Below are 17,663 nucleotides of genomic sequence, written 5' to 3'. Positions count from 1 at the left end.
AAGATTGCTTCTAAGTTATTGAAACAAGTTTAACACAAATGCCATGAGGTTTTTTAGTTAATCACTAATTTTTGTGTTTGCGACTTTCCATCAATATTAATTTTAACAAGATAAATCCCCTTATGAAAAGTAGAAATATCTATTGTTTTTTCTATGATTTTAGGTTGATGATAAACTTGTTTTCCTAAAACATTAAAAATACGAATTTCAGCAGAATTTGCCTCTATGTTTTTTAAATGAATTCTATTTTTTGCAGGGTTAGGAAATATTTTGACGGTATTCAGTTGGTTGCGCTTTGTAGATAAAACGCTGCAAGTTGTACTGTTGAAAGAATCGAATTTTCCTAAATCCCAAAAAGCATTAAATTGTAGGCAGTAAAAAAAGACAGTATCATATTGAGTGATATCTATGTTGTTCGGAATTGTTTCTGTGTAGCTTTGCGAACCAGAAAAGTCAATTAATCCAAAAGAAATATTTTCTAAAGCAGTAGGATTTAAATTTTTTAATTCTGAAATACTTTTGCCTTCAGATTTAATTAAATATAACCTAACATCGGGTCCTGAAGCTGTACTAAAATTATTAGCAAAGTTTACAGAAATAGAGTTGTTGGTGTTTAAAATAACGGAAACATCTCCAGAAATATTATAGGATGGAGTAGAGGTGTTATTGCCAAAATTTGCAGTATTTTCTGTGCATTGTGCACTTAAATTTAGTGAAATAATCACTAAACTAATAAAAAGTAATTTTGTTTTCATGTAAAATTATTTAGAGTTGATAAACGTATTCATGATTTCTGGGATATTTTCAATATCCTCATATATATCTATGTCGTTTTTAAATGCTAATAATTTCACTTTTTTATCTTTTAAATCTGCTAAAGTAGCTGCCCTAACAGTTTCTGTGCCCCAATCTTTGTTTTTAAAAACATTTTTTTGAAGCGAATTCATGCCTAATAAATAATAGCCACCATCTTCTGCAGGCCCAATTACAACATCGTTTTTATCTAATTCGTCAAAAGCATTTTCTATAATTTCTGATGTTAAATCATACAAATCGCTCCCAATAATGAGTACTTTTTCGTAACCAACATCAAAGCCATTTTTAAAAGCATTTTGCATTCGTATTCCTAAATCCTCACCAAATTGTTGGTGTTTTTGAAAGATACTGGCATCCCAAATATCGTTTTCTCTAATTTTTACAGAATAGTACACAGCTTTGTCTGCACTTTTAACTTGAGCAGCAATGTTTTTAGTTCTTTCTAATAAGAATTTATAGATTTCTAGGGCAGTTTCATCACCAACAGTTTTTGCTAAACGTGTTTTAGCTTTGCCTAATTCTGGGTTTCTAGTAAAGATTAATAAGAGATTTTTATGCAATTTTTTTGTTTTTATTAATTTGAATCGAGAATAGAAATTTTAGCTTTTGAATGAGTTCTCGATACAATTTTTCGTTCCTCAAAATCACTCGAACTGACATGAAGTTTGTAATTTTAACCAACAACCAACAACCAACAACCAACAACCAACAACTAACAACTAATACACTTTCTTCCCTTTTTTGAGCCATTTGCCCCAATCTTTGCTGAATGTATGTATTTTTTCTGTGGGTTGTCCTAAGGTGTCTACGACTTTAAAATTGGCGTTTTTCCACTCAAAAATTCCGCCATATAAATTGTATACATTGGTGTAACCTGCTTCAATAATTTTATGAGCAACCGTTTCTGAGCGAATGCCTAAAGAGCAATACACTACGATTTTTGCATTTTTATCTTTGGGTAATTTCGCTAAAGTTTCTTTGAGTTTGAATTTGTCATATCCTACACAAATGGCATCTTTAAGATGACTAACTTTATATTCTTTTTCTTCTCTTGCGTCAAGTAAAATAGCCTCAGTTTTGGGTAAAGCCAAGGTTTCTACAGACATGTATGGCACATTTCTAGTGTTCCACTTATTCAGTAATTTGTCTAGTTTTTTTTGTCCAAATGTTGTTGAACTGATGACTAAGAAAAGAATAATAATTTTTTTCATTTTATATGTATTTGCTGTAATTTCTACCTTGTGGAGAAATCTCAAATATTAGATGATATTTTTCGACTCCATTATTAGCTTCGCTAGCTGCTTTCAATCAAAATATATTTTGATTTCAGCATTGCTCAAAATGACATTACAGACAGATTACTTTATTTTATTCTCAATGATAATATCATCAACTAAAAATCACAAATCAACAACCAAATTAACAACATCCACCACCATCATAATGATAGGTGCTTTCTGAAATAAAAATATCATCTCTACCTAAAGCAGCTAATCCTCCTGCTGTTTTATCGCAAATAGCTAAGGGTTGATTTTTTAATAAAACATGACCTGCATTATCATCAAAATAATCCTCACCCCCAAAATAAATAGCTGCTTTACCTGTAAAAATACATGGGCCATCTGCAGGCATTGGATCTTTTATGGCAGCAACTTCGATAGATTCTATGTAAATCAATTCGTCTGTTGGGTAATTCTTTGTATCTAAGATTCGATAAGGTTTTCTAGCTCTAATTTCAATGGTTCCAAAACCAGCATCGGTTAACGCTTTTACGTAATCTGCAATAGATAAACTCCCACTTAAACATAACGCACGCAAACGTTCGTCATTTCGTAATTCATCATTCATTTCCTGTTCGCAAGTAGGATCACTCATTACCAATTTACCATGAGGTTTTAGTACTCTATACATTTCTGCAATCGCTTTTTTCAAATCATCAGATTTAAAAATATTAAACAAACAGTTTTGAGCGGCAACATCAATAGAATTGTCTTCTACTGGCAAATTCATAGCATCTCCTTTGCGTAAATCTACAAAGTCACTTTTAAACCAATCGTTTTGTTCTTCGGCAATTTTAAAGTTTTTACGTGACGCTTCTAACATTTCATCCACCACATCTAAACCAATAACGCCCCCTTTATTTCTGTTGAAGTAGGCAAATTGCAATAGCTCCATTCCACCACCAACACCCACATAGAGCATTTTAGGATTATTGGTTAAATCGCGAGCATGCACAGTAGAACCACAACCGTAGTTCATTTCTTGCATAATTCTAGGGATTTTTAATCCTGGTAATTCCCAAATAGGATTGGTAGTACAGCACAAACCAACATCTGGTGTTAAAGCTGCTTCTTTATAAACGTTGTGTGTGGTATCTAAATAACTCATTTTATATTTTATTTTTTCTCAATGGGTTTAAATCCCTTGTAAATAGATTGTTATGCTACAGTTCCTTGGCAGCTACTTCCAGCACCAGCTGTACAACCGTAACAATGTTGATTGATAATGATATTTCTGTTTTGCAGCAATTCTTCATTGTAATCTGCAATATGTTTTACTTTACTTGCGACTTTTAAATTTAGCATTTGATTGAAATCACAATCGTACAACCAACCATCCCAACTTACAGAAATGGTATTGGTACACATTACGTTTTCCACTGCTGCAGGATTGTAAGCATCAACCAAAGCATACATGTAATCTTCGTAATTTTCTGATGCAATTAGGTAATCTAAAAATCGACTGATGGGTAAATTGGTAATGGCAAATAAATTATGAAAATCAATACTAAAATCCTCTTTTAAGGCCTTTTTAAAATCACGTTCTAAACCCATTTGATCTCCAGGTAAAAAAGCTCCTGAAGGATTGTACACCAAATCTAATTTTAAATCAGAACCTTCTTTTCCATATCCAACTGCATTTAATTCTTGTAAGGCTTTAATCGATTTATCGAAAACGCCATCACCACGCTGTTTGTCGGTTTTTCCACGCGTCCAATGTGGCATAGAAGAAACGACATGGACATTGTATTTTTTAAAGAATTGGGGTAAATCGTAATATTTTTTGTTGGCTCTAATAATGGTTAAGTTAGATCGTACAATAAAATCTTTAATTCCTGCTTTTGATGCTTCTTCTACAAACCATCTAAAATTCGGATTCATTTCTGGGGCACCACCTGTTAAATCTAAGGTATGAGCTTCTGTTTTTTTAATGACTTCCAAACATTGCTGCATGGTTTCTACAGTCATAATCTCCTTTCTGTCTGGACCTGCATCTACATGACAATGTTCGCAAACTTGATTACACATATACCCCAAATTGATTTGTAAAATCTCTAATTTTTTAGGACGTAACGGAAACTGATTCGTTTCTTTTATTTTGTTTGCAAATGTGGGTAATTCTCCGTCTGCAAAAATTCCGTTTGAAAGAATTTCCATTTGACGAGAAGTATTTGCGATATCGTTATTTCTTGCTTTTAATGATTTTGTAGCCATTTAGTTTATAAAAATCTGTCAGGTCGAGCGCAGTCGAGACCTAAATAAAACCTCTCGACTGCGCTCGAGAAGACATTTTAATGAGATCCCAATTTTCATGGGTATAAGCGATTCACACATTTTTACTAAAAAGCAAAAATGGTTCTCTGCTTACATCTCCAATTTGTTCACCTTATTCATCATTTGAACACCATGTACCAAAGTTGCACCACTTTTTATAGCTGCACCTACGTGAATGGCTTCCATCATTTCTTCTTTGGTAATCCCTCTTTGTAAACCGTCTTTAGAGTAGGCATCTATACAATAAGGGCACTGTTCTGTGTGTGCCACAGCCAAGGCTATTAAACTTTTTTCACGAGCGGTTAATGCGCCTTCTTCGAAAACTTTGCCATAATAATCGAAAAACTTGTTTCCTAATTCTTCACTCCACTCTGTTATTTTACCGAACTTTCTTAAATCGGCTGCGTCATAATATGATTTTGACATTTTATTTGTATTAGAGATGCTTCGACAAGCTCAGCATGACATTTTAAAATTGAAAGATACAATTTGTTTTTAAAAAGCTTTTGTTAAAAAGAGCAGTTTATTTTCCGTTTAAAGACCAGTCGTATTTTTTATAACTGATTTTTGCATTGGACTTAATTTCTGTATTTGAATAGGTGTTTAAGTAATCTATTACAGAACCGTTTTTGGTAAAATCATCTTTAAACCAATTAAATATTTCTGAAATCTGAACTTTCTTTTTATCGATTTTGTTTCTTGTTGGATCATTGACAAAAGCCTTCATCAATTTGGTTAATTCAGTTTCTACATTGTCTTCTGTAAAAGCGATATTTCCTAATTTAGGACAAGAACCTGAAGCACAATTTACACCCACATGAATTTTTGGGTCGAATAATTTTTTACGCAGAATTTCGTGTTCAATATGGTCTAAAGTATAGGTTTTGCCACCCACTTTAGCAAAAGGAATTTTCCAAGCGGTTTTTCCTTTTTGTTTGATATCCATTATTGATTTTAACGGATAATTATCTAAAATAAGTTTAATTGTGTAAGCATTGTACGCATTGATCCAAAATGCTTTTTGTTTGTTTGCTGACCAAGAATTATCTGGACTTGTTTTTTCTAAATAGGAAATGTAATTCTCTAATTTTGATTGATCTGCTTTAAACGATTTGTAATCTACAATTCCGTTATCAGTAACATGATTTTGTAGTAAATCGTTAAATATTGATGTTTGTGCATGTACTTGTAAAAAAATAAATACTGCTATAAAAAGTAAACCTGTTTTTTTCATTTTTATCTCATTTCTGAAGGTTTAGACGCAACACTTTTAGAGTAATTACAAAAATTATTGAATTTTTTTTATTCCGATTTCTTTAATGATATCATCAGTACCAATGAGAATTTTATCATCAATTTCTTCATTGATTGCTAAGTTGAACCTTTTTCGAAAAGCATAAACCGCCAAATACAAAATGGGAGTGTCTAAAGCGGCAATCATCATTTTAAAAATTACACCACTAATTAACAAGCCTAGAAAGTTATTCCAATCTATAATTCCGAATGAACATAATAGGACTAAAACTGTTAGAGTGTCAATGATTTGAGAAGAAAAGGTTGAGAAATTATTACGCAACCATAAGTGTTTTCCTTTAGTCAATTGTTTCCAAAAATGATAGATTCTGATATCTATAAACTGGGCAAACAAATATGCCAGCATTGATGCTAAAACCGCTAATGGGGCTGCACCAAAAACATTAACAAAAAGTCCATCATTAACAGGGGACCAGGATGTAGCAGGTACTTCTTTAGAGATGTAAATGATCAATAGCGAGAAAAATGATGCAAAAATTCCTGCAATCACTACTTCGTTTGCTTTTTTCTTTCCGTAAATTTCTGATAAGATATCTGTGATTAAAAATGTAATTGGATAAGGAAGTAAGCCTACAGAAACTTCAAAAAGTTTTGTATCGAAAATTACAATATCAAAAGGATACCAATAGAAGAATTTTTGAAATATTAAGTTGGATGTTACTAAAGAGGCAATAAAAAGAGCGGCAAGAATTAGGTAAATTCTGTTGGCAAGTAGTTTGTCTTTGTAGGTCATAAAAACGAAGTTACGAATTTTTAGCAAGTTTAAAGTGTTAAGGACGGAGATTGAAATTGAAAGAAAATGAATATAGCTAGCAAGCAAATCTAGCCCAGGTTAACTCTACTTTTATAATTTCTTGAATCGTTGAATGCTTCGCATTTGAAGTGGCATCCTTTTTTCTGTCAGTTCGAGTGAATTGTGATTTTATCGGGATCTGTATCGGGAACAGAAGAAAAAAGATATAACGGAAAGCGGGAATCAGCTTCTAATAAAAATGATTATTTTTGCCGCGATTAAACAGTTAAACAATTTAACGATTAAACATTATTATGAAAGCATATATTTTTCCGGGTCAAGGAGCGCAATTTACAGGTATGGGATTGGATTTATACGAAAAATCACCTTTAGCGCAAGAATACTTTGAAAAAGCAAACGATATTTTAGGGTTCTCTATCACAGACATTATGTTTGAAGGAACACCAGAACAACTAAAAGAAACCAAAGTAACACAACCTGCTATCTTTTTGCATTCAGTGATTTTAGCAAAAGTGTTGGGAGATTCTTTTCAGCCAGAAATGGTTGCTGGCCATTCTTTAGGAGAATTATCGGCATTGGTTGCAAACGGAGTTTTATCTTTTGAAGACGGATTACAACTCGTTTCGAAACGTGCTTTGGCAATGCAGAAAGCATGTGAAGTAGCACCAAGTACCATGGCTGCAGTTTTAGGTTTGGCAGATGATGTAGTAGAAGATACTTGTGACGAAATAGATGGAGTAGTAGTGGCTGCCAATTACAATTGTCCTGGGCAATTGGTAATTTCTGGAGAAATTGAAGCGGTTGAAAAAGCGTGTGAGGTTTTAAAAGAAAAAGGTGCCAAAAGAGCCTTGTTGTTGCCTGTTGGTGGTGCATTTCATTCACCAATGATGGAACCTGCAAGAGAGGAATTAGCAGCAGCAATTGAAGCTACTGAATTTAGTGAACCTACTTGTGCTGTGTATCAAAATGTGGTGGCAAAAGCGGTTACAAATCCTGATGAGATTAAAGAAAACTTAATTGCACAATTAACAGCGCCTGTAAAATGGACGCAATGTGTACAAGCTATGATAGCTGATGGTGGAACTGAATTTATTGAGGTTGGACCAGGGAAAGTTTTACAAGGCTTAATGCGTAAAATAGATAGAAGTGTTGGGGCTAGTGGGGCTGTTGTTTAGTTTTTTAGACAGTAGACAGTAGACAGTAGACAGTAGACAGTAGACAGTAGACAGTAGATATAAAAATCCCAATTTGAAACTTCAAATTGGGATTTTTTTAGTTTTGCTAAATGCTAAATGCTAAATGCTAAATGCTAAATGCTAAATGCTAACTTGCTTTTGTTGCCATTTCCAAGCAGATGCTAGAGCTTCTTCTAAACTCTTTTCGGTTTTCCAACCTAATTCTTTATTGGCAATAGTAGTATCTGCATAAGCTGCAGTAATATCTCCAGCTCTTCTGTCTACAATTTTATAATTCAATTTTAAATTGTTTACTTTTTCAAAAGCTTTGATAATTTCTAAAACTGAGCTTCCTTTTCCAGTACCTACATTAAAAAACTCGAAAGCTTCTTTATTGTTCTTTTTGATTAATCGTTGCAATGCAGCAATGTGTGCTTTTGCCAAATCAACCACATGAATATAATCACGAACTGCTGTTCCATCTTCAGTATCATAATCATCACCAAAAACAGACAATTCTTTACGCATTCCTGCAGCAGTTTGAGTAATAAAAGGAATTAAATTTTGAGGAACACCTAAGGGCAATTCTCCAATTTTTATAGATTCGTGAGCACCAATAGGATTAAAATAACGTAAAGCAATGATGTTTAAATCATGAGCTTTACTTGCATCTTTTAAGATTTCCTCACCAATTTGTTTGGTGTTTCCATATACAGATTCAGCAGTCTTAACAGGTGCTTTTTCTGTAATTGGCAATTCATCTGCTTGTCCGTAAACAGTACAAGAAGAAGAGAAAATAAAGTGATCTAAATTTCGATCTCTCATTTCTTGTAGTAAATAGACCAAAGAACCTAAGTTGTTTTCATAGTAATCTAATGGTTTGTGCATGCTTTCACCAACTGCTTTAAAAGCAGCAAAATGAATGATTCCATCAACTCTGTTGGTGTCAAAGAAATTTTTGACATCATTTTTAACCCGTAAGTCAATTTGATGAAAGTCTGGTTTTGTTCCTGTAATTTCTGCAATGCTATCTAAAACGTTGATAGAAGTGTTTGATAAATCATCAATAATTACAACTTCAAACCCTTCGTTTTGCAATTCAACAACGGTATGAGAGCCAATAAATCCTAAACCTCCTGTTACTAATATTCTTTTCATTGTTGTGTTAGTTGATAAAATCTAATATGGTTTGTGTGATGAACTTCAATTGCTCATCATCTAATTCTGTATGCATTGGTAATGAAATTACCGTTTTAATCAATTCGTTGGTTACAGGAAAATCTTCTTCATTATATCGATCATCTTGATATGCTTTTTGAGAATGCAATGCAACAGGATAATAAATCGCATTGGGAATTCCTTTTTCTAACAAATGTTGATGCAAATCATCTCTTTTTCCATTGGTGATTTGTAAAGTATATTGATGAAAAACATGACAGTCACAAGTATCACAAATCTCTCCACAACTTGAATTATTGTTCGATTTTGCAGTTGGAGTGATGATATTTGTGTTATTGGCAAATGCAGAATTGTAAAAACGAGCTGCATTTCTTCTTGCATTACAATAACTGTCTAAATGAGGTAGTTTTGCTTTTAAAACTCCAGCTTGTATGGAGTCTAATCTAGAGTTTACACCCACCACATCATGATAATAGCGTCTGTACATACCATGATTTACAATACCTCTAATGGTGTGTGCCAAAGCATCATCATTGGTAAAAATAGCACCTCCATCACCATAACAACCTAAGTTTTTAGATGGGAAAAAAGAAGTAGTACCTAAATTTCCGATTGTTCCAGCTTTTTGTTTGCGACCATCTTTAAAGGTGTAATTTGCACCTATAGCTTGTGCATTGTCTTCAATGACAAACAAATTATGTTCCTTGGCAATTTCCATTACGGCATCCATGTTGGCTACTTGACCAAATAAATGCACAGGAACAATAGCTTTGGTTTTTGGTGTGATGGCTTTTTTCAAAGCATCAATATCAATGTTAAATGTTTTTGCATCTACATCTACCAAAACAGGAGTTAATTTTAATAAGGCAATTACTTCTACTGTAGCAGCAAATGTAAAATCTGCAGTAATCACTTCATCACCTTGCTCTAAACCTAGACCCATCATGGCAATTTGCAAAGCATCTGTACCATTGGCACAAGGTATTACATGTTTTACGTCTAAATATTTTTCTAAGTCCGCTTGAAATTCATGAACCAAAGGTCCGTTAATGTAGGCAGATGAGTTTAAAACCTCCTCAATAGAAGTATTTACAGTTTCTTTTATTTGTTGATATTGACCTTGCAGATCAACCATTTGTATTTTTTTCATGTTGAAAATTTTGCATATCAAAAATACAAACTTCAATCGATTTTTAAGTATTTATAAATAAATAATAATTCTGTTATCTTTGAGAAAAATCAATTTTTATGAAGCTTTTACAGCGTTTGTTAAGAATACTGTTATTTCTGATTGTTGCAGGAATCTTATTGTGGTGGGGATATTCAAAGTATGCTGCTCCAAAATATTCAGGAACCTTAGAGATTATTAATATCTCAGAAAAAGTAACGGTTTATTATGATGATACAGGTGTGCCACACATCAATGCTAAAAATCAAAGGGATGCTTATGTTGCTTTAGGGTATGTCCATGCACAAGATAGATTATGGCAAATGGAGTTGATGCGCAGAATTGCAGCAGGAAGATTGTCAGAAATTTTCGGAAAAGACTTGGTGAGAGTCGATCAGTTTTTTGGAGGTCTAGGAATTGAAGAAGCTGCTGAAAAGTCTATAAAAAACTTAGATAAAACCTCTCAAGCATACATTTTGAGTCAGGCATATTTAGATGGTGTCAATCAGTTTTTAGAAGATGGGAAAACGCCCATTGAATTTTATATGGTGGGTGTTGAAAAAGAAAAATATACCTTAAAAGATGTGTATAATGTCTTTGGATATATGGCATTTAGTTTTGCTGTTGCGCATAAAACAGATCCGTTATTGACAGAAATTAAAGAAAAATTAGGGAGTCCGTATTTACAAGAATTGATGAGTGCTTACACTAAGAATTTAACCATCAATAAATCTCACAATCCTCAAAAAATAGAAGCGACGTTTTCTAAAGCAGTTAGTGCAATTATGGATGATTTACCAGTATCGCCTTTTATTGGGAGTAATTCTTGGGTGATTGCTCCTGAGAAAACTAAAAAAGGAAAAGTAATTTTTGCTAACGATCCGCATATTGCCTTTGCGCAACCTTCAGTTTGGTATCAAAATCACATTAAGACGCCAGATTATGAAATCTACGGATTTAACATTGCACTGATGCCATTTCCGTTGTTAGGGCATAATCGTGAATATGCTTATGGTTTAACAATGTTGGCAAATGACGATTTGAATTTTTACATCGAAAAAGAGAATCCTGAAAATCCGAAAGAATATCAAACTAAAGATGGATTTAAAAAATATGAACTCAGAAACAAAAACATCAAAATAAAAGGAGAAATAGACACTACTTTTCAGGTAAAAGTAAGCAAACATGGACCAATTATGAATGGCCTTATTGAGCATTTGATAGATGAACGTCCTATAGCGATGAACTGGATTTATACGCAATTGCCTAACGATTTATTAGACGTTTGTTACGGAATTTCACATGCAAATTCTATGGATGATTTTAAACAATCAGTTTCCAAAATTCATGCACCAGGATTAAATGTAATGTATGGTGATGCAAAAGATAATGTAGGCTGGTTTGCTTCTGCAAAACTGTATCAATTGAGAGATAGTGTGTCTTCAAGAACGTATTTAGATGGTGCTTCTGGAGAAGATGAAATTCTAGAATACTTGCCTTTTGAAGAAAATCCACAAGCAGTAAATCCTTCTTGGAAGTATGTGTATTCTGCAAATAATCAACCAGACTCTGTAAGAGGGAAATTGTATCCTGGATACTATCAGCCTCAAGATAGAGCAAAAAGAATTGTGGAATTACTTGAGCAAAATGATCATTTTACAAAACAAGATGTTGCAGAAATGATTTATGATGTAAAATCATCAACAGTCTCAGAAATAGCAAATCATTTGTTAAAAAGTGTGGATAAAACTAAGCTGTCTGCATCAGGTAGAAAAGTATTTGCTGTTTTAGAAAAATGGGATGGAACGCATTTAAAATCATCAGTTGGTGCAACCATTTACAATCGTTTTTTGTATGAGTTTTTAAAAGCTACATATCAAGACGAGTTGGGTGATGGTTTTGAGTTGTTTATCAATTCGCAATTACAAGACCAGGTTTTACCAAATCAAGTAGAAAGAGAAAGTTCGGTTTGGTGGGATGATATTACAACTCATGACAAAATTGAAACCAAGCAAGAAATTGTTGAAGGTGCGTTTGATGAAACCATTGCTTTTTTACAAAATCAATTGGGAGAAAATATTGACCATTGGACTTGGAATAGAGTTATTTCTGTAGAATACGAACACGCAATCGGAAAAGCAGGTGGAGTGTTAAGGTGGTTTTTTAATATTGGGCCTTTCGAAACGATTGGCGGAAACGAAGTCATCAATAATCAGATTTTTAAATTAGATAGCACAGGGGTTTATAAAATTACAGCAGGTCCTTCAACTAGAAGAATTATTGATTTTTCTGATGTGGAAAACAGCTTGTCTATTTTACCAACAGGACAATCAGGCAATGTGTTTAGTGAATATTATAAAGACCAAACACAGAAGTATTTGGATGGTGAGTTTATTAAGATGAAACTCAATCAACAAGAAATTGAACAGAGTGAAAATGTGTTGATTCTGAAGCCGAAAAAATTAATCAATTAGATATTCTTCTATATAAAAATTTTGGGGTGATAAATTACTGTTTTTAGAAATTGACGAGTGTTTTCTTATTGAAAAACCTCCTCTTAAACCGACAATGATATTCGTTTTTAAACTTTTAAATTCACATTTTACACGAACTCTTGGTAAATGTTTTTTTGAAAACTTATATTTAATGTTTTTAGGTTTTGCTAAAATTTGTTCTTTAACCCCATGTTTTTCCAGTAACAAATACAAGTCCTCTTTGGTAACTATTTTATTATTCAATACTTCATTAGCAATTAATTTCATTATTTTTTTTAAATAATTGCTAATGCGTCTTTTTTCTTCTTTTATAGTTTCCATAATTATTTTTTAGATTTAAACTTCCTTATATACTTCCTCAAAAGGAACTCGAAAACGCTCTCCATAAACTCCTTTTTCGGTTCTAATTCCGCAAGAAACAATCATGTTAATTTCTGCGCCAAAAGGCAAACCCAAAAGATTTTTAACACGTAAGGTGTCTGAACCTTCCATGGGGCAAGTGTCTAAACCTTGAGCAGCCATTGAAATCATAAAATTCTCAGCAGCCAAACCACAAGTTTTATGAGCAACAATGCGCATATCACTTTTACGTACTTGTCTATACATGGGTTTAAACAAGCCAATTAAAGAAACCATAAAGTATTTTAAAAGCCCAAAAAGCCCTAAGAATTCTGAATACGCAAACGGAATGATTTTACCATAATAATTGCGTGCTACTTTTTCTCTACTACTTTGTGCTGATTTTGGATTGTTTTTACCAAAAACACGATCCATAAAGGATAAATTGGCTTTTGCTCTTTTTCTCCATAAATCTTTACGTACTACAAAAACCACCAATTGTTGCGCGGTTTTAGCAGCATTTTGATTGAAGCAAAAAGGTGCAATTTTAGCAATAATATCTTTAGAAGTAATATGATAAAACTCCCACAATTGCATATTGCTGCTATTGGGGGCTAATGCGGCTTGTTGCAAACATTGCTTTACAATTTTTGTGTCAATCGGTTGGTCAGCATCGTAAATTCGTACAGAGCGTCTGTAATTGATGGCTTCTGAAACTGTTTTTTCTTGACTCATTTAGTTGGAGTTTTTTGATTACAAACTAGAGTTTTTAATCATAATAAACGTTGATACAATTAGTTTTTTAAAGATAATATTTAGTTGCATGCATTCCAAATGACATCATTTGGTGTAGGTGCAGTAATTTTAATATTTTCTTTGCTTACAGGGTGTGTAAACTCGATTTTTCTTGCATGCAAATGTATACTTCCGTCTTTATTACTTCTTGAGAAACCATATTTTAAATCCCCTTTGATAGCGCAACCAATAGCAGACAATTGTGCGCGTATTTGGTGGTGTCTACCTGTTTCTAAATCGACTTCTAATAAAGAATAGTTTTCTAATTTTTGAATTACCTGATAATGCAAAACAGCTCTTTTGCTTCCTGAAATCTCTTTCTGAAATACCGAAGATTTATTGTTTTTTGGATTTTTTTTCAAGTAATTAATTAACGTCTCTTTTTCTTTTTTTGGGTGATTTTTTACAACTGCCCAATAGGTTTTGTTAATGGTTTTCTCTCGCAGCATTTTATTTAACCGTTCTAAAGCTTTAGAAGTTCTTGCAAAAATGATGATTCCAGAAGTAGGTCTGTCTAATCTGTGTACGACTCCTAAATACACATTTCCGGGTTTGTTGTATTTCTCTTTAATGTATTCTTTGGCAACTTCACTTAAAGGTTTGTCGCCAGTTTTATCACCTTGTGTAATGTCACCAGCTCTTTTATTAACAATCAAAATATGATTGTCTTCGAATAAAACCTGTAAGTTCTCTTTATTAGATTGCATTTATGTCATTTCGAGCGCCTGTCGAGAAAAGTTATTTAAAATTGTCTTTTACATCTTCATTCACGCCACCAATAAAGTTTAAAAAATCCTCTCTTCCAAAGCCTGTTGAAGATGAGGTTACAAATGATGTGGGTAAAGATTCCCAATAATTTAATAATTTCTTTTTGTAAGAAGTAATTTGTTTGTTCAGCTTTGAGCTTCCTAGTTTATCAGCTTTGGTAAAAACAATACAAAACGGAATTTGATTTTCGCCTAAAAACTGCATAAAATCTAAATCTATTTTTTGAGGGTCGTGTCTAGAGTCAATTAATACAAATGTACAAACCAATTGCTCTCTTTCCTTAAAATAGTTTTCTATAAAATATTGAAAAATAACTCTTTTCTTTTTTGAAACCTTTGCATAACCATAACCTGGTAAATCTACTAAAAACCAAGAATCATTAATTTTAAAATGATTGATAAGTTGTGTCTTTCCTGGTTTTCCTGATATTTTTGCTAAATCTTTACGTTCCATCAACATATTGATTAACGAGGATTTACCAACGTTAGAACGTCCAATAAAAGCATATTCTGGAATTCGATCTTTAGGAGCTTTCGTAACATTACTATTGCTCATTACGAATTCTGCTGAAGTAATTTTCATAAGGTTTAGATATTTCTTGAGATGAACCAATCATGAAGAATTTTGTTGAATTCTTCTGGTCTTTCCATCATTGCTGCATGTCCACATTTATCAATCCAAAATAAATCAGAATCAGGCAATAATTTGTGGAAGTCTTCTGCTACTTCAGGAGGTGTTACAGCATCTTGTTTTCCCCAAATGATACAAGTTGGTTGTTTCATTTCTGGTAAATCATTTGCCATATTATGTCTAATTGCACTTTTGGCAATAGCTAATGTTCGTATTACAGAATTTCGATCATTAATGATTTTAAAAATATCATCAATCAATTCTTCCGTTGCAATTGCTGGGTCATAAAAAACGTCTTGCGCTTTTTTAGTTACATAATCTCTGTCTCCTCTTTTTGGAAAACTATCACCCATTGCTTTTTCATAGAGTCCAGAACTTCCTGTCAATACTAAAGCATTTACTTTTTCTGGATAATGCTTTGTAAAATACAAACCAATATGTCCTCCTAAAGAATTACCTAAAAGAATAGCATTTTCTAATCCTTTAAATTCCATAAATTCTTTCAAAAATTTAGCTAAATTTTTAACATTGGTTTTTAAAAGTGGTAAAGTATATAAAGGTAACTCAGGGATAAAAACTTTGTATCCATTGTTAGAAAAATGGTTAAATGTATCTCCAAAATTACTTAAGGCTCCCATTAATCCATGTAAAACAATGATTGCAGGTCCCTCTCCAGCTTCTGCATACGTAAATTTACCTTCCGTTTTTAACTTGTCAGTCATTGATTTCTCGTTTCGCATCAAAGCAAATGTAATTCTTTTTTATGAAATAGATATGCTTTTCGATTTTCTTGGTTTTTTAAATTCTAAGTCAAAATTAGGGCAATCAATTGTTAATAAAAACGTTATTTATCAACAATGTGTCAAAAAGTGGTAAAAAGTGGTAAAATTTATATATTTTTGATATCAACTAATCTTATTTGAGTGATAAACCTAATTGGTACATATGAGTGTAAAGCAGATGCTAAAGGTAGATTGATGTTTCCGTCAGCCTATAAAAAGCAATTGGCTGCTGTGTTGCAAGAGGGTTTTGTGATTAAGAGAGCAGTGTTTCAACCTTGTTTAGAATTGTATCCAATGAAAGAGTGGAATGTTGAAATGAGTAAGGTTGGCAAATTGAATAGATTTAAAAAGAAAAATAACGATTTCATAAGAAGGTTTACTGCTGGGGTAAAAATGATTGAGATGGATGCTTCTGGTAGAATATTGATTCCGAAAGATTTATTGGCATTTGCAGGTATTCAAAAACAAATAGTGATGTCTTCTTCTGTAAATATAATTGAGATTTGGGATAAAGAGCGATATGAAAAGGCGATTGATGATGCTGCAGATGATTTTGCAGATTTGGCAGAAGAAGTAATGGGTAATACAGATTTCGATGAGTTATCATAATCCAGTTTTGCTTCATGAAAGTGTTGATGCGCTTGCTATTAAAGAAGATGGAGTGTATGTAGATGTTACGTTTGGTGGTGGAGGTCATTCCAGAGAAATTTTAAATCGACTTGGTGAAAATGGGAAATTGTTTGGTTTTGATCAAGATCCTGACGCACAAAATAACGTGATTGATGATGAACGATTTGTTTTAATTCCTGAAAATTTTAGATACCTCTCAAGGTTTTTGAGGTTTCACGGAGTTAAAAAAGTAGATGGTGTTTTGGCTGATTTAGGGGTTTCTTCACATCAATTTAATGAGGCTGAAAGAGGGTTTTCAATTCGCTTTGATGGTGATTTGGATATGAGAATGAATCAAAAATCCAAAATATCAGCTAAAGAAATTATCAATTCATATTCAGAAGAAAAATTGGCTGAAATATTGTTTCTGTATGGAGAGTTGAGAAATTCAAGAAATATTGCAAAAACAATTGTAGAGAAAAGAGAGCAATTAAAAATTGAAACAAGTTTTCAATTAAAAGAAGTTTTACAGCGGTATTTGCCTAAAGCGAAAGAGCATAAGATTTTAGCGCAAATATTTCAAGCTATTCGAATAGAGGTAAATGAAGAATTAGAGGTGTTGAAAGAATTTTTGATGCAAATTCCTGGTTTGTTAACCGATAATGGAAGGTTGAGTGTAATTTCATACCACTCATTAGAGGATAGGTTGGTAAAGCGTTTTATAAGAACAGGATTATTTAGCGGCGAGCCTGAGAAAGATGTTTTTGGAAACAGTGATGAGCCCATGAAAAAAGTTGGAAAGTTAATAGTGCCTACCCCACAGGAAATTAAAATTAACAACAGGGCTCGCAGTGCTAAATTAAGAATAGCAACGTTGAAATTGAAAAACTAAAGACAAAGTGGTAAAAGCAAAAAAAGATGTCTAAGGTAAAAAAGGGAGTATATGATTTTCTAAGAGGAAGTTTTCTTACAGATGAATCTGCTTTTAAAAATTGGCGAATCATCATTTTTGTTGTGATCTTGCTTTTAGTGATGATTTCAAGTGCGCATAGAGCTGATAAAAAAGTGATAACAATATCAGAATTAAATAAAAAGAAAAGAGAGTTAAGAGCAGAATACGTAGATACAGGCACTATTTTAATGCGAATGAAAATGGAGTCGAATATCAGAGCAAAAGCAAAAGAAAGAGGATTAAAACCGTCACTAACTCCTCCAAAAAAAATAAAAGTAACTATTAAACAATAATAAAATTGGCAACTCACAAAAAAAGCATACTCAAAAAATT

20 protein-coding genes are annotated in these 17,663 nt (G+C 32.8%); 5 read left to right on the top strand and 15 right to left on the bottom strand.

What is annotated here, in order from left to right; translation table 11 throughout:
• Positions 1-53 precede the first annotated feature (53 nt).
• The 8 genes from FP421_RS07015 to FP421_RS06980 form a co-directional block, all read right to left on the bottom strand.
• On the bottom strand, positions 54-755 hold the full coding sequence (locus FP421_RS07015) for a DM13 domain-containing protein (protein WP_159949021.1): 702 nt from the start codon (positions 753-755) through the stop codon (positions 54-56).
• Positions 756-761: 6 nt separating this feature from the next.
• Positions 762-1,376 (bottom strand): TIGR04282 family arsenosugar biosynthesis glycosyltransferase, encoded by a 615-nt coding sequence (locus tag FP421_RS07010; RefSeq protein WP_159949019.1) that lies wholly within the window; start codon positions 1,374-1,376, stop codon positions 762-764.
• A gap of 159 nt (positions 1,377-1,535) precedes the next feature.
• A complete protein-coding gene (locus FP421_RS07005) occupies positions 1,536-2,027 on the bottom strand; it encodes a rhodanese-like domain-containing protein (RefSeq protein ID WP_159949017.1) in 492 nt (163 codons plus the stop codon).
• Between the two features lie 208 nt (positions 2,028-2,235).
• Positions 2,236-3,204, bottom strand: a complete 969-nt coding sequence (gene arsM / locus FP421_RS07000) for an arsenosugar biosynthesis arsenite methyltransferase ArsM (protein WP_159949015.1) — start codon at positions 3,202-3,204, stop codon at positions 2,236-2,238.
• 50 nt (positions 3,205-3,254) lie between these two features.
• Positions 3,255-4,310: an arsenosugar biosynthesis radical SAM (seleno)protein ArsS gene (gene arsS, locus FP421_RS06995; RefSeq protein WP_159949014.1), complete on the bottom strand. Its 1,056-nt coding sequence runs from the start codon at positions 4,308-4,310 to the stop codon at positions 3,255-3,257.
• A 150-nt stretch (positions 4,311-4,460) separates the two neighbouring features.
• Positions 4,461-4,796, bottom strand: coding sequence for an arsenosugar biosynthesis-associated peroxidase-like protein (locus tag FP421_RS06990; protein WP_109403745.1), 336 nt, complete (start codon positions 4,794-4,796; stop codon positions 4,461-4,463).
• 97 nt (positions 4,797-4,893) lie between these two features.
• Positions 4,894-5,604 carry a DUF547 domain-containing protein gene (locus FP421_RS06985; RefSeq protein ID WP_159949013.1) on the bottom strand — a complete coding sequence of 237 codons (711 nt, stop codon included), beginning with the start codon at positions 5,602-5,604 and terminating at the stop codon, positions 4,894-4,896.
• Between the two features lie 54 nt (positions 5,605-5,658).
• Positions 5,659-6,417 carry a queuosine precursor transporter gene (locus FP421_RS06980; protein ID WP_159949012.1) on the bottom strand — a complete coding sequence of 253 codons (759 nt, stop codon included), beginning with the start codon at positions 6,415-6,417 and terminating at the stop codon, positions 5,659-5,661.
• 314 nt (positions 6,418-6,731) lie between these two features.
• Here FP421_RS06980 and fabD point away from each other — a divergent pair, with 314 nt between their 5' ends.
• Positions 6,732-7,613: an ACP S-malonyltransferase gene (gene fabD / locus FP421_RS06975; RefSeq protein ID WP_159949011.1), complete on the top strand. Its 882-nt coding sequence runs from the start codon at positions 6,732-6,734 to the stop codon at positions 7,611-7,613.
• 141 nt (positions 7,614-7,754) lie between these two features.
• Here fabD and galE read toward each other — a convergent pair whose 3' ends face one another.
• Both galE and FP421_RS06965 read right to left on the bottom strand, forming a co-directional pair.
• Positions 7,755-8,771 carry a UDP-glucose 4-epimerase GalE gene (gene galE, locus FP421_RS06970; protein ID WP_159949010.1) on the bottom strand — a complete coding sequence of 339 codons (1,017 nt, stop codon included), beginning with the start codon at positions 8,769-8,771 and terminating at the stop codon, positions 7,755-7,757.
• A 7-nt stretch (positions 8,772-8,778) separates the two neighbouring features.
• Positions 8,779-9,942 (bottom strand): DegT/DnrJ/EryC1/StrS family aminotransferase, encoded by a 1,164-nt coding sequence (locus tag FP421_RS06965; protein ID WP_159949009.1) that lies wholly within the window; start codon positions 9,940-9,942, stop codon positions 8,779-8,781.
• A 98-nt stretch (positions 9,943-10,040) separates the two neighbouring features.
• On the opposite strand from FP421_RS06965, the gene FP421_RS06960 reads away from it, so the two are divergent.
• Entirely contained in the window at positions 10,041-12,434 is a 2,394-nt protein-coding gene (locus FP421_RS06960; RefSeq protein ID WP_159949008.1) for a penicillin acylase family protein, read from the top strand.
• On the opposite strand, the gene FP421_RS06955 is transcribed toward FP421_RS06960, so the two are convergent.
• The 5 genes from FP421_RS06955 to FP421_RS06935 form a co-directional block, all read right to left on the bottom strand.
• The gene (locus FP421_RS06955; RefSeq protein WP_159949007.1) at positions 12,423-12,776 is read right to left on the bottom strand and encodes a hypothetical protein; all 354 of its coding nucleotides are present in this window, start codon (positions 12,774-12,776) and stop codon (positions 12,423-12,425) included. The genes FP421_RS06960 and FP421_RS06955 overlap by 12 nt on opposite strands.
• A gap of 15 nt (positions 12,777-12,791) precedes the next feature.
• Complete coding sequence (locus FP421_RS06950; RefSeq protein ID WP_159949006.1) at positions 12,792-13,529, bottom strand: nitroreductase family protein; 738 nt, start codon at positions 13,527-13,529, stop codon at positions 12,792-12,794.
• Between the two features lie 80 nt (positions 13,530-13,609).
• Entirely contained in the window at positions 13,610-14,296 is a 687-nt protein-coding gene (locus tag FP421_RS06945) for an RluA family pseudouridine synthase (RefSeq protein ID WP_159949005.1), read from the bottom strand.
• A 31-nt stretch (positions 14,297-14,327) separates the two neighbouring features.
• Complete coding sequence (yihA, locus tag FP421_RS06940; RefSeq protein ID WP_159949004.1) at positions 14,328-14,939, bottom strand: ribosome biogenesis GTP-binding protein YihA/YsxC; 612 nt, start codon at positions 14,937-14,939, stop codon at positions 14,328-14,330.
• 5 nt (positions 14,940-14,944) lie between these two features.
• Positions 14,945-15,709 (bottom strand): alpha/beta fold hydrolase, encoded by a 765-nt coding sequence (locus FP421_RS06935; RefSeq protein WP_159949002.1) that lies wholly within the window; start codon positions 15,707-15,709, stop codon positions 14,945-14,947.
• Positions 15,710-15,910: 201 nt separating this feature from the next.
• Between FP421_RS06935 and mraZ the strand changes: the two genes are divergently transcribed.
• Genes mraZ through FP421_RS06920 form a run of 3 tightly spaced genes read left to right on the top strand, consistent with a single transcriptional unit; the run spans position 15,911 to position 17,623 of the window.
• Positions 15,911-16,378, top strand: coding sequence for a division/cell wall cluster transcriptional repressor MraZ (mraZ, locus tag FP421_RS06930; RefSeq protein ID WP_159949000.1), 468 nt, complete (start codon positions 15,911-15,913; stop codon positions 16,376-16,378).
• Positions 16,365-17,270, top strand: coding sequence for a 16S rRNA (cytosine(1402)-N(4))-methyltransferase RsmH (rsmH, locus tag FP421_RS06925; protein ID WP_159948998.1), 906 nt, complete (start codon positions 16,365-16,367; stop codon positions 17,268-17,270). Before mraZ ends, rsmH begins: the two co-directional genes overlap by 14 nt.
• Positions 17,271-17,296: 26 nt before the next feature.
• Positions 17,297-17,623: an FtsL-like putative cell division protein gene (locus tag FP421_RS06920; protein WP_159948996.1), complete on the top strand. Its 327-nt coding sequence runs from the start codon at positions 17,297-17,299 to the stop codon at positions 17,621-17,623.
• Positions 17,624-17,663 lie beyond the last annotated feature (40 nt).

This window comes from Polaribacter septentrionalilitoris, from assembly GCF_009832745.1.
Lineage (GTDB): Bacteria > Bacteroidota > Bacteroidia > Flavobacteriales > Flavobacteriaceae > Polaribacter > Polaribacter septentrionalilitoris.
This window is presented reverse-complemented; position numbering and strand designations above follow the sequence as displayed.

Excerpts from the sequence above, each read along its gene's own strand:
- FP421_RS06960 (WP_159949008.1), top strand. The coding sequence starts at position 10,041 with ATGAAGCTTTTACAGCGTTTGTTAAGAATACTGTTATTTCTGATTGTT.
- FP421_RS07005 (WP_159949017.1), bottom strand. The coding sequence starts at position 2,027 with ATGAAAAAAATTATTATTCTTTTCTTAGTCATCAGTTCAACAACATTT.
- FP421_RS07015 (WP_159949021.1), bottom strand. The coding sequence starts at position 755 with ATGAAAACAAAATTACTTTTTATTAGTTTAGTGATTATTTCACTAAAT.
- FP421_RS06935 (WP_159949002.1), bottom strand. The coding sequence starts at position 15,709 with ATGACTGACAAGTTAAAAACGGAAGGTAAATTTACGTATGCAGAAGCT.
- FP421_RS06955 (WP_159949007.1), bottom strand. The coding sequence starts at position 12,776 with ATGGAAACTATAAAAGAAGAAAAAAGACGCATTAGCAATTATTTAAAA.
- fabD (WP_159949011.1), top strand. The coding sequence starts at position 6,732 with ATGAAAGCATATATTTTTCCGGGTCAAGGAGCGCAATTTACAGGTATG.
- FP421_RS06965 (WP_159949009.1), bottom strand. The coding sequence starts at position 9,942 with ATGAAAAAAATACAAATGGTTGATCTGCAAGGTCAATATCAACAAATA.
- arsS (WP_159949014.1), bottom strand. The coding sequence starts at position 4,310 with ATGGCTACAAAATCATTAAAAGCAAGAAATAACGATATCGCAAATACT.
- FP421_RS06945 (WP_159949005.1), bottom strand. The coding sequence starts at position 14,296 with ATGCAATCTAATAAAGAGAACTTACAGGTTTTATTCGAAGACAATCAT.
- FP421_RS06920 (WP_159948996.1), top strand. The coding sequence starts at position 17,297 with ATGTCTAAGGTAAAAAAGGGAGTATATGATTTTCTAAGAGGAAGTTTT.
- FP421_RS06990 (WP_109403745.1), bottom strand. The coding sequence starts at position 4,796 with ATGTCAAAATCATATTATGACGCAGCCGATTTAAGAAAGTTCGGTAAA.
- rsmH (WP_159948998.1), top strand. The coding sequence starts at position 16,365 with ATGAGTTATCATAATCCAGTTTTGCTTCATGAAAGTGTTGATGCGCTT.
- FP421_RS06950 (WP_159949006.1), bottom strand. The coding sequence starts at position 13,529 with ATGAGTCAAGAAAAAACAGTTTCAGAAGCCATCAATTACAGACGCTCT.
- FP421_RS06985 (WP_159949013.1), bottom strand. The coding sequence starts at position 5,604 with ATGAAAAAAACAGGTTTACTTTTTATAGCAGTATTTATTTTTTTACAA.
- galE (WP_159949010.1), bottom strand. The coding sequence starts at position 8,771 with ATGAAAAGAATATTAGTAACAGGAGGTTTAGGATTTATTGGCTCTCAT.
- yihA (WP_159949004.1), bottom strand. The coding sequence starts at position 14,939 with ATGAAAATTACTTCAGCAGAATTCGTAATGAGCAATAGTAATGTTACG.
- arsM (WP_159949015.1), bottom strand. The coding sequence starts at position 3,204 with ATGAGTTATTTAGATACCACACACAACGTTTATAAAGAAGCAGCTTTA.
- FP421_RS06980 (WP_159949012.1), bottom strand. The coding sequence starts at position 6,417 with ATGACCTACAAAGACAAACTACTTGCCAACAGAATTTACCTAATTCTT.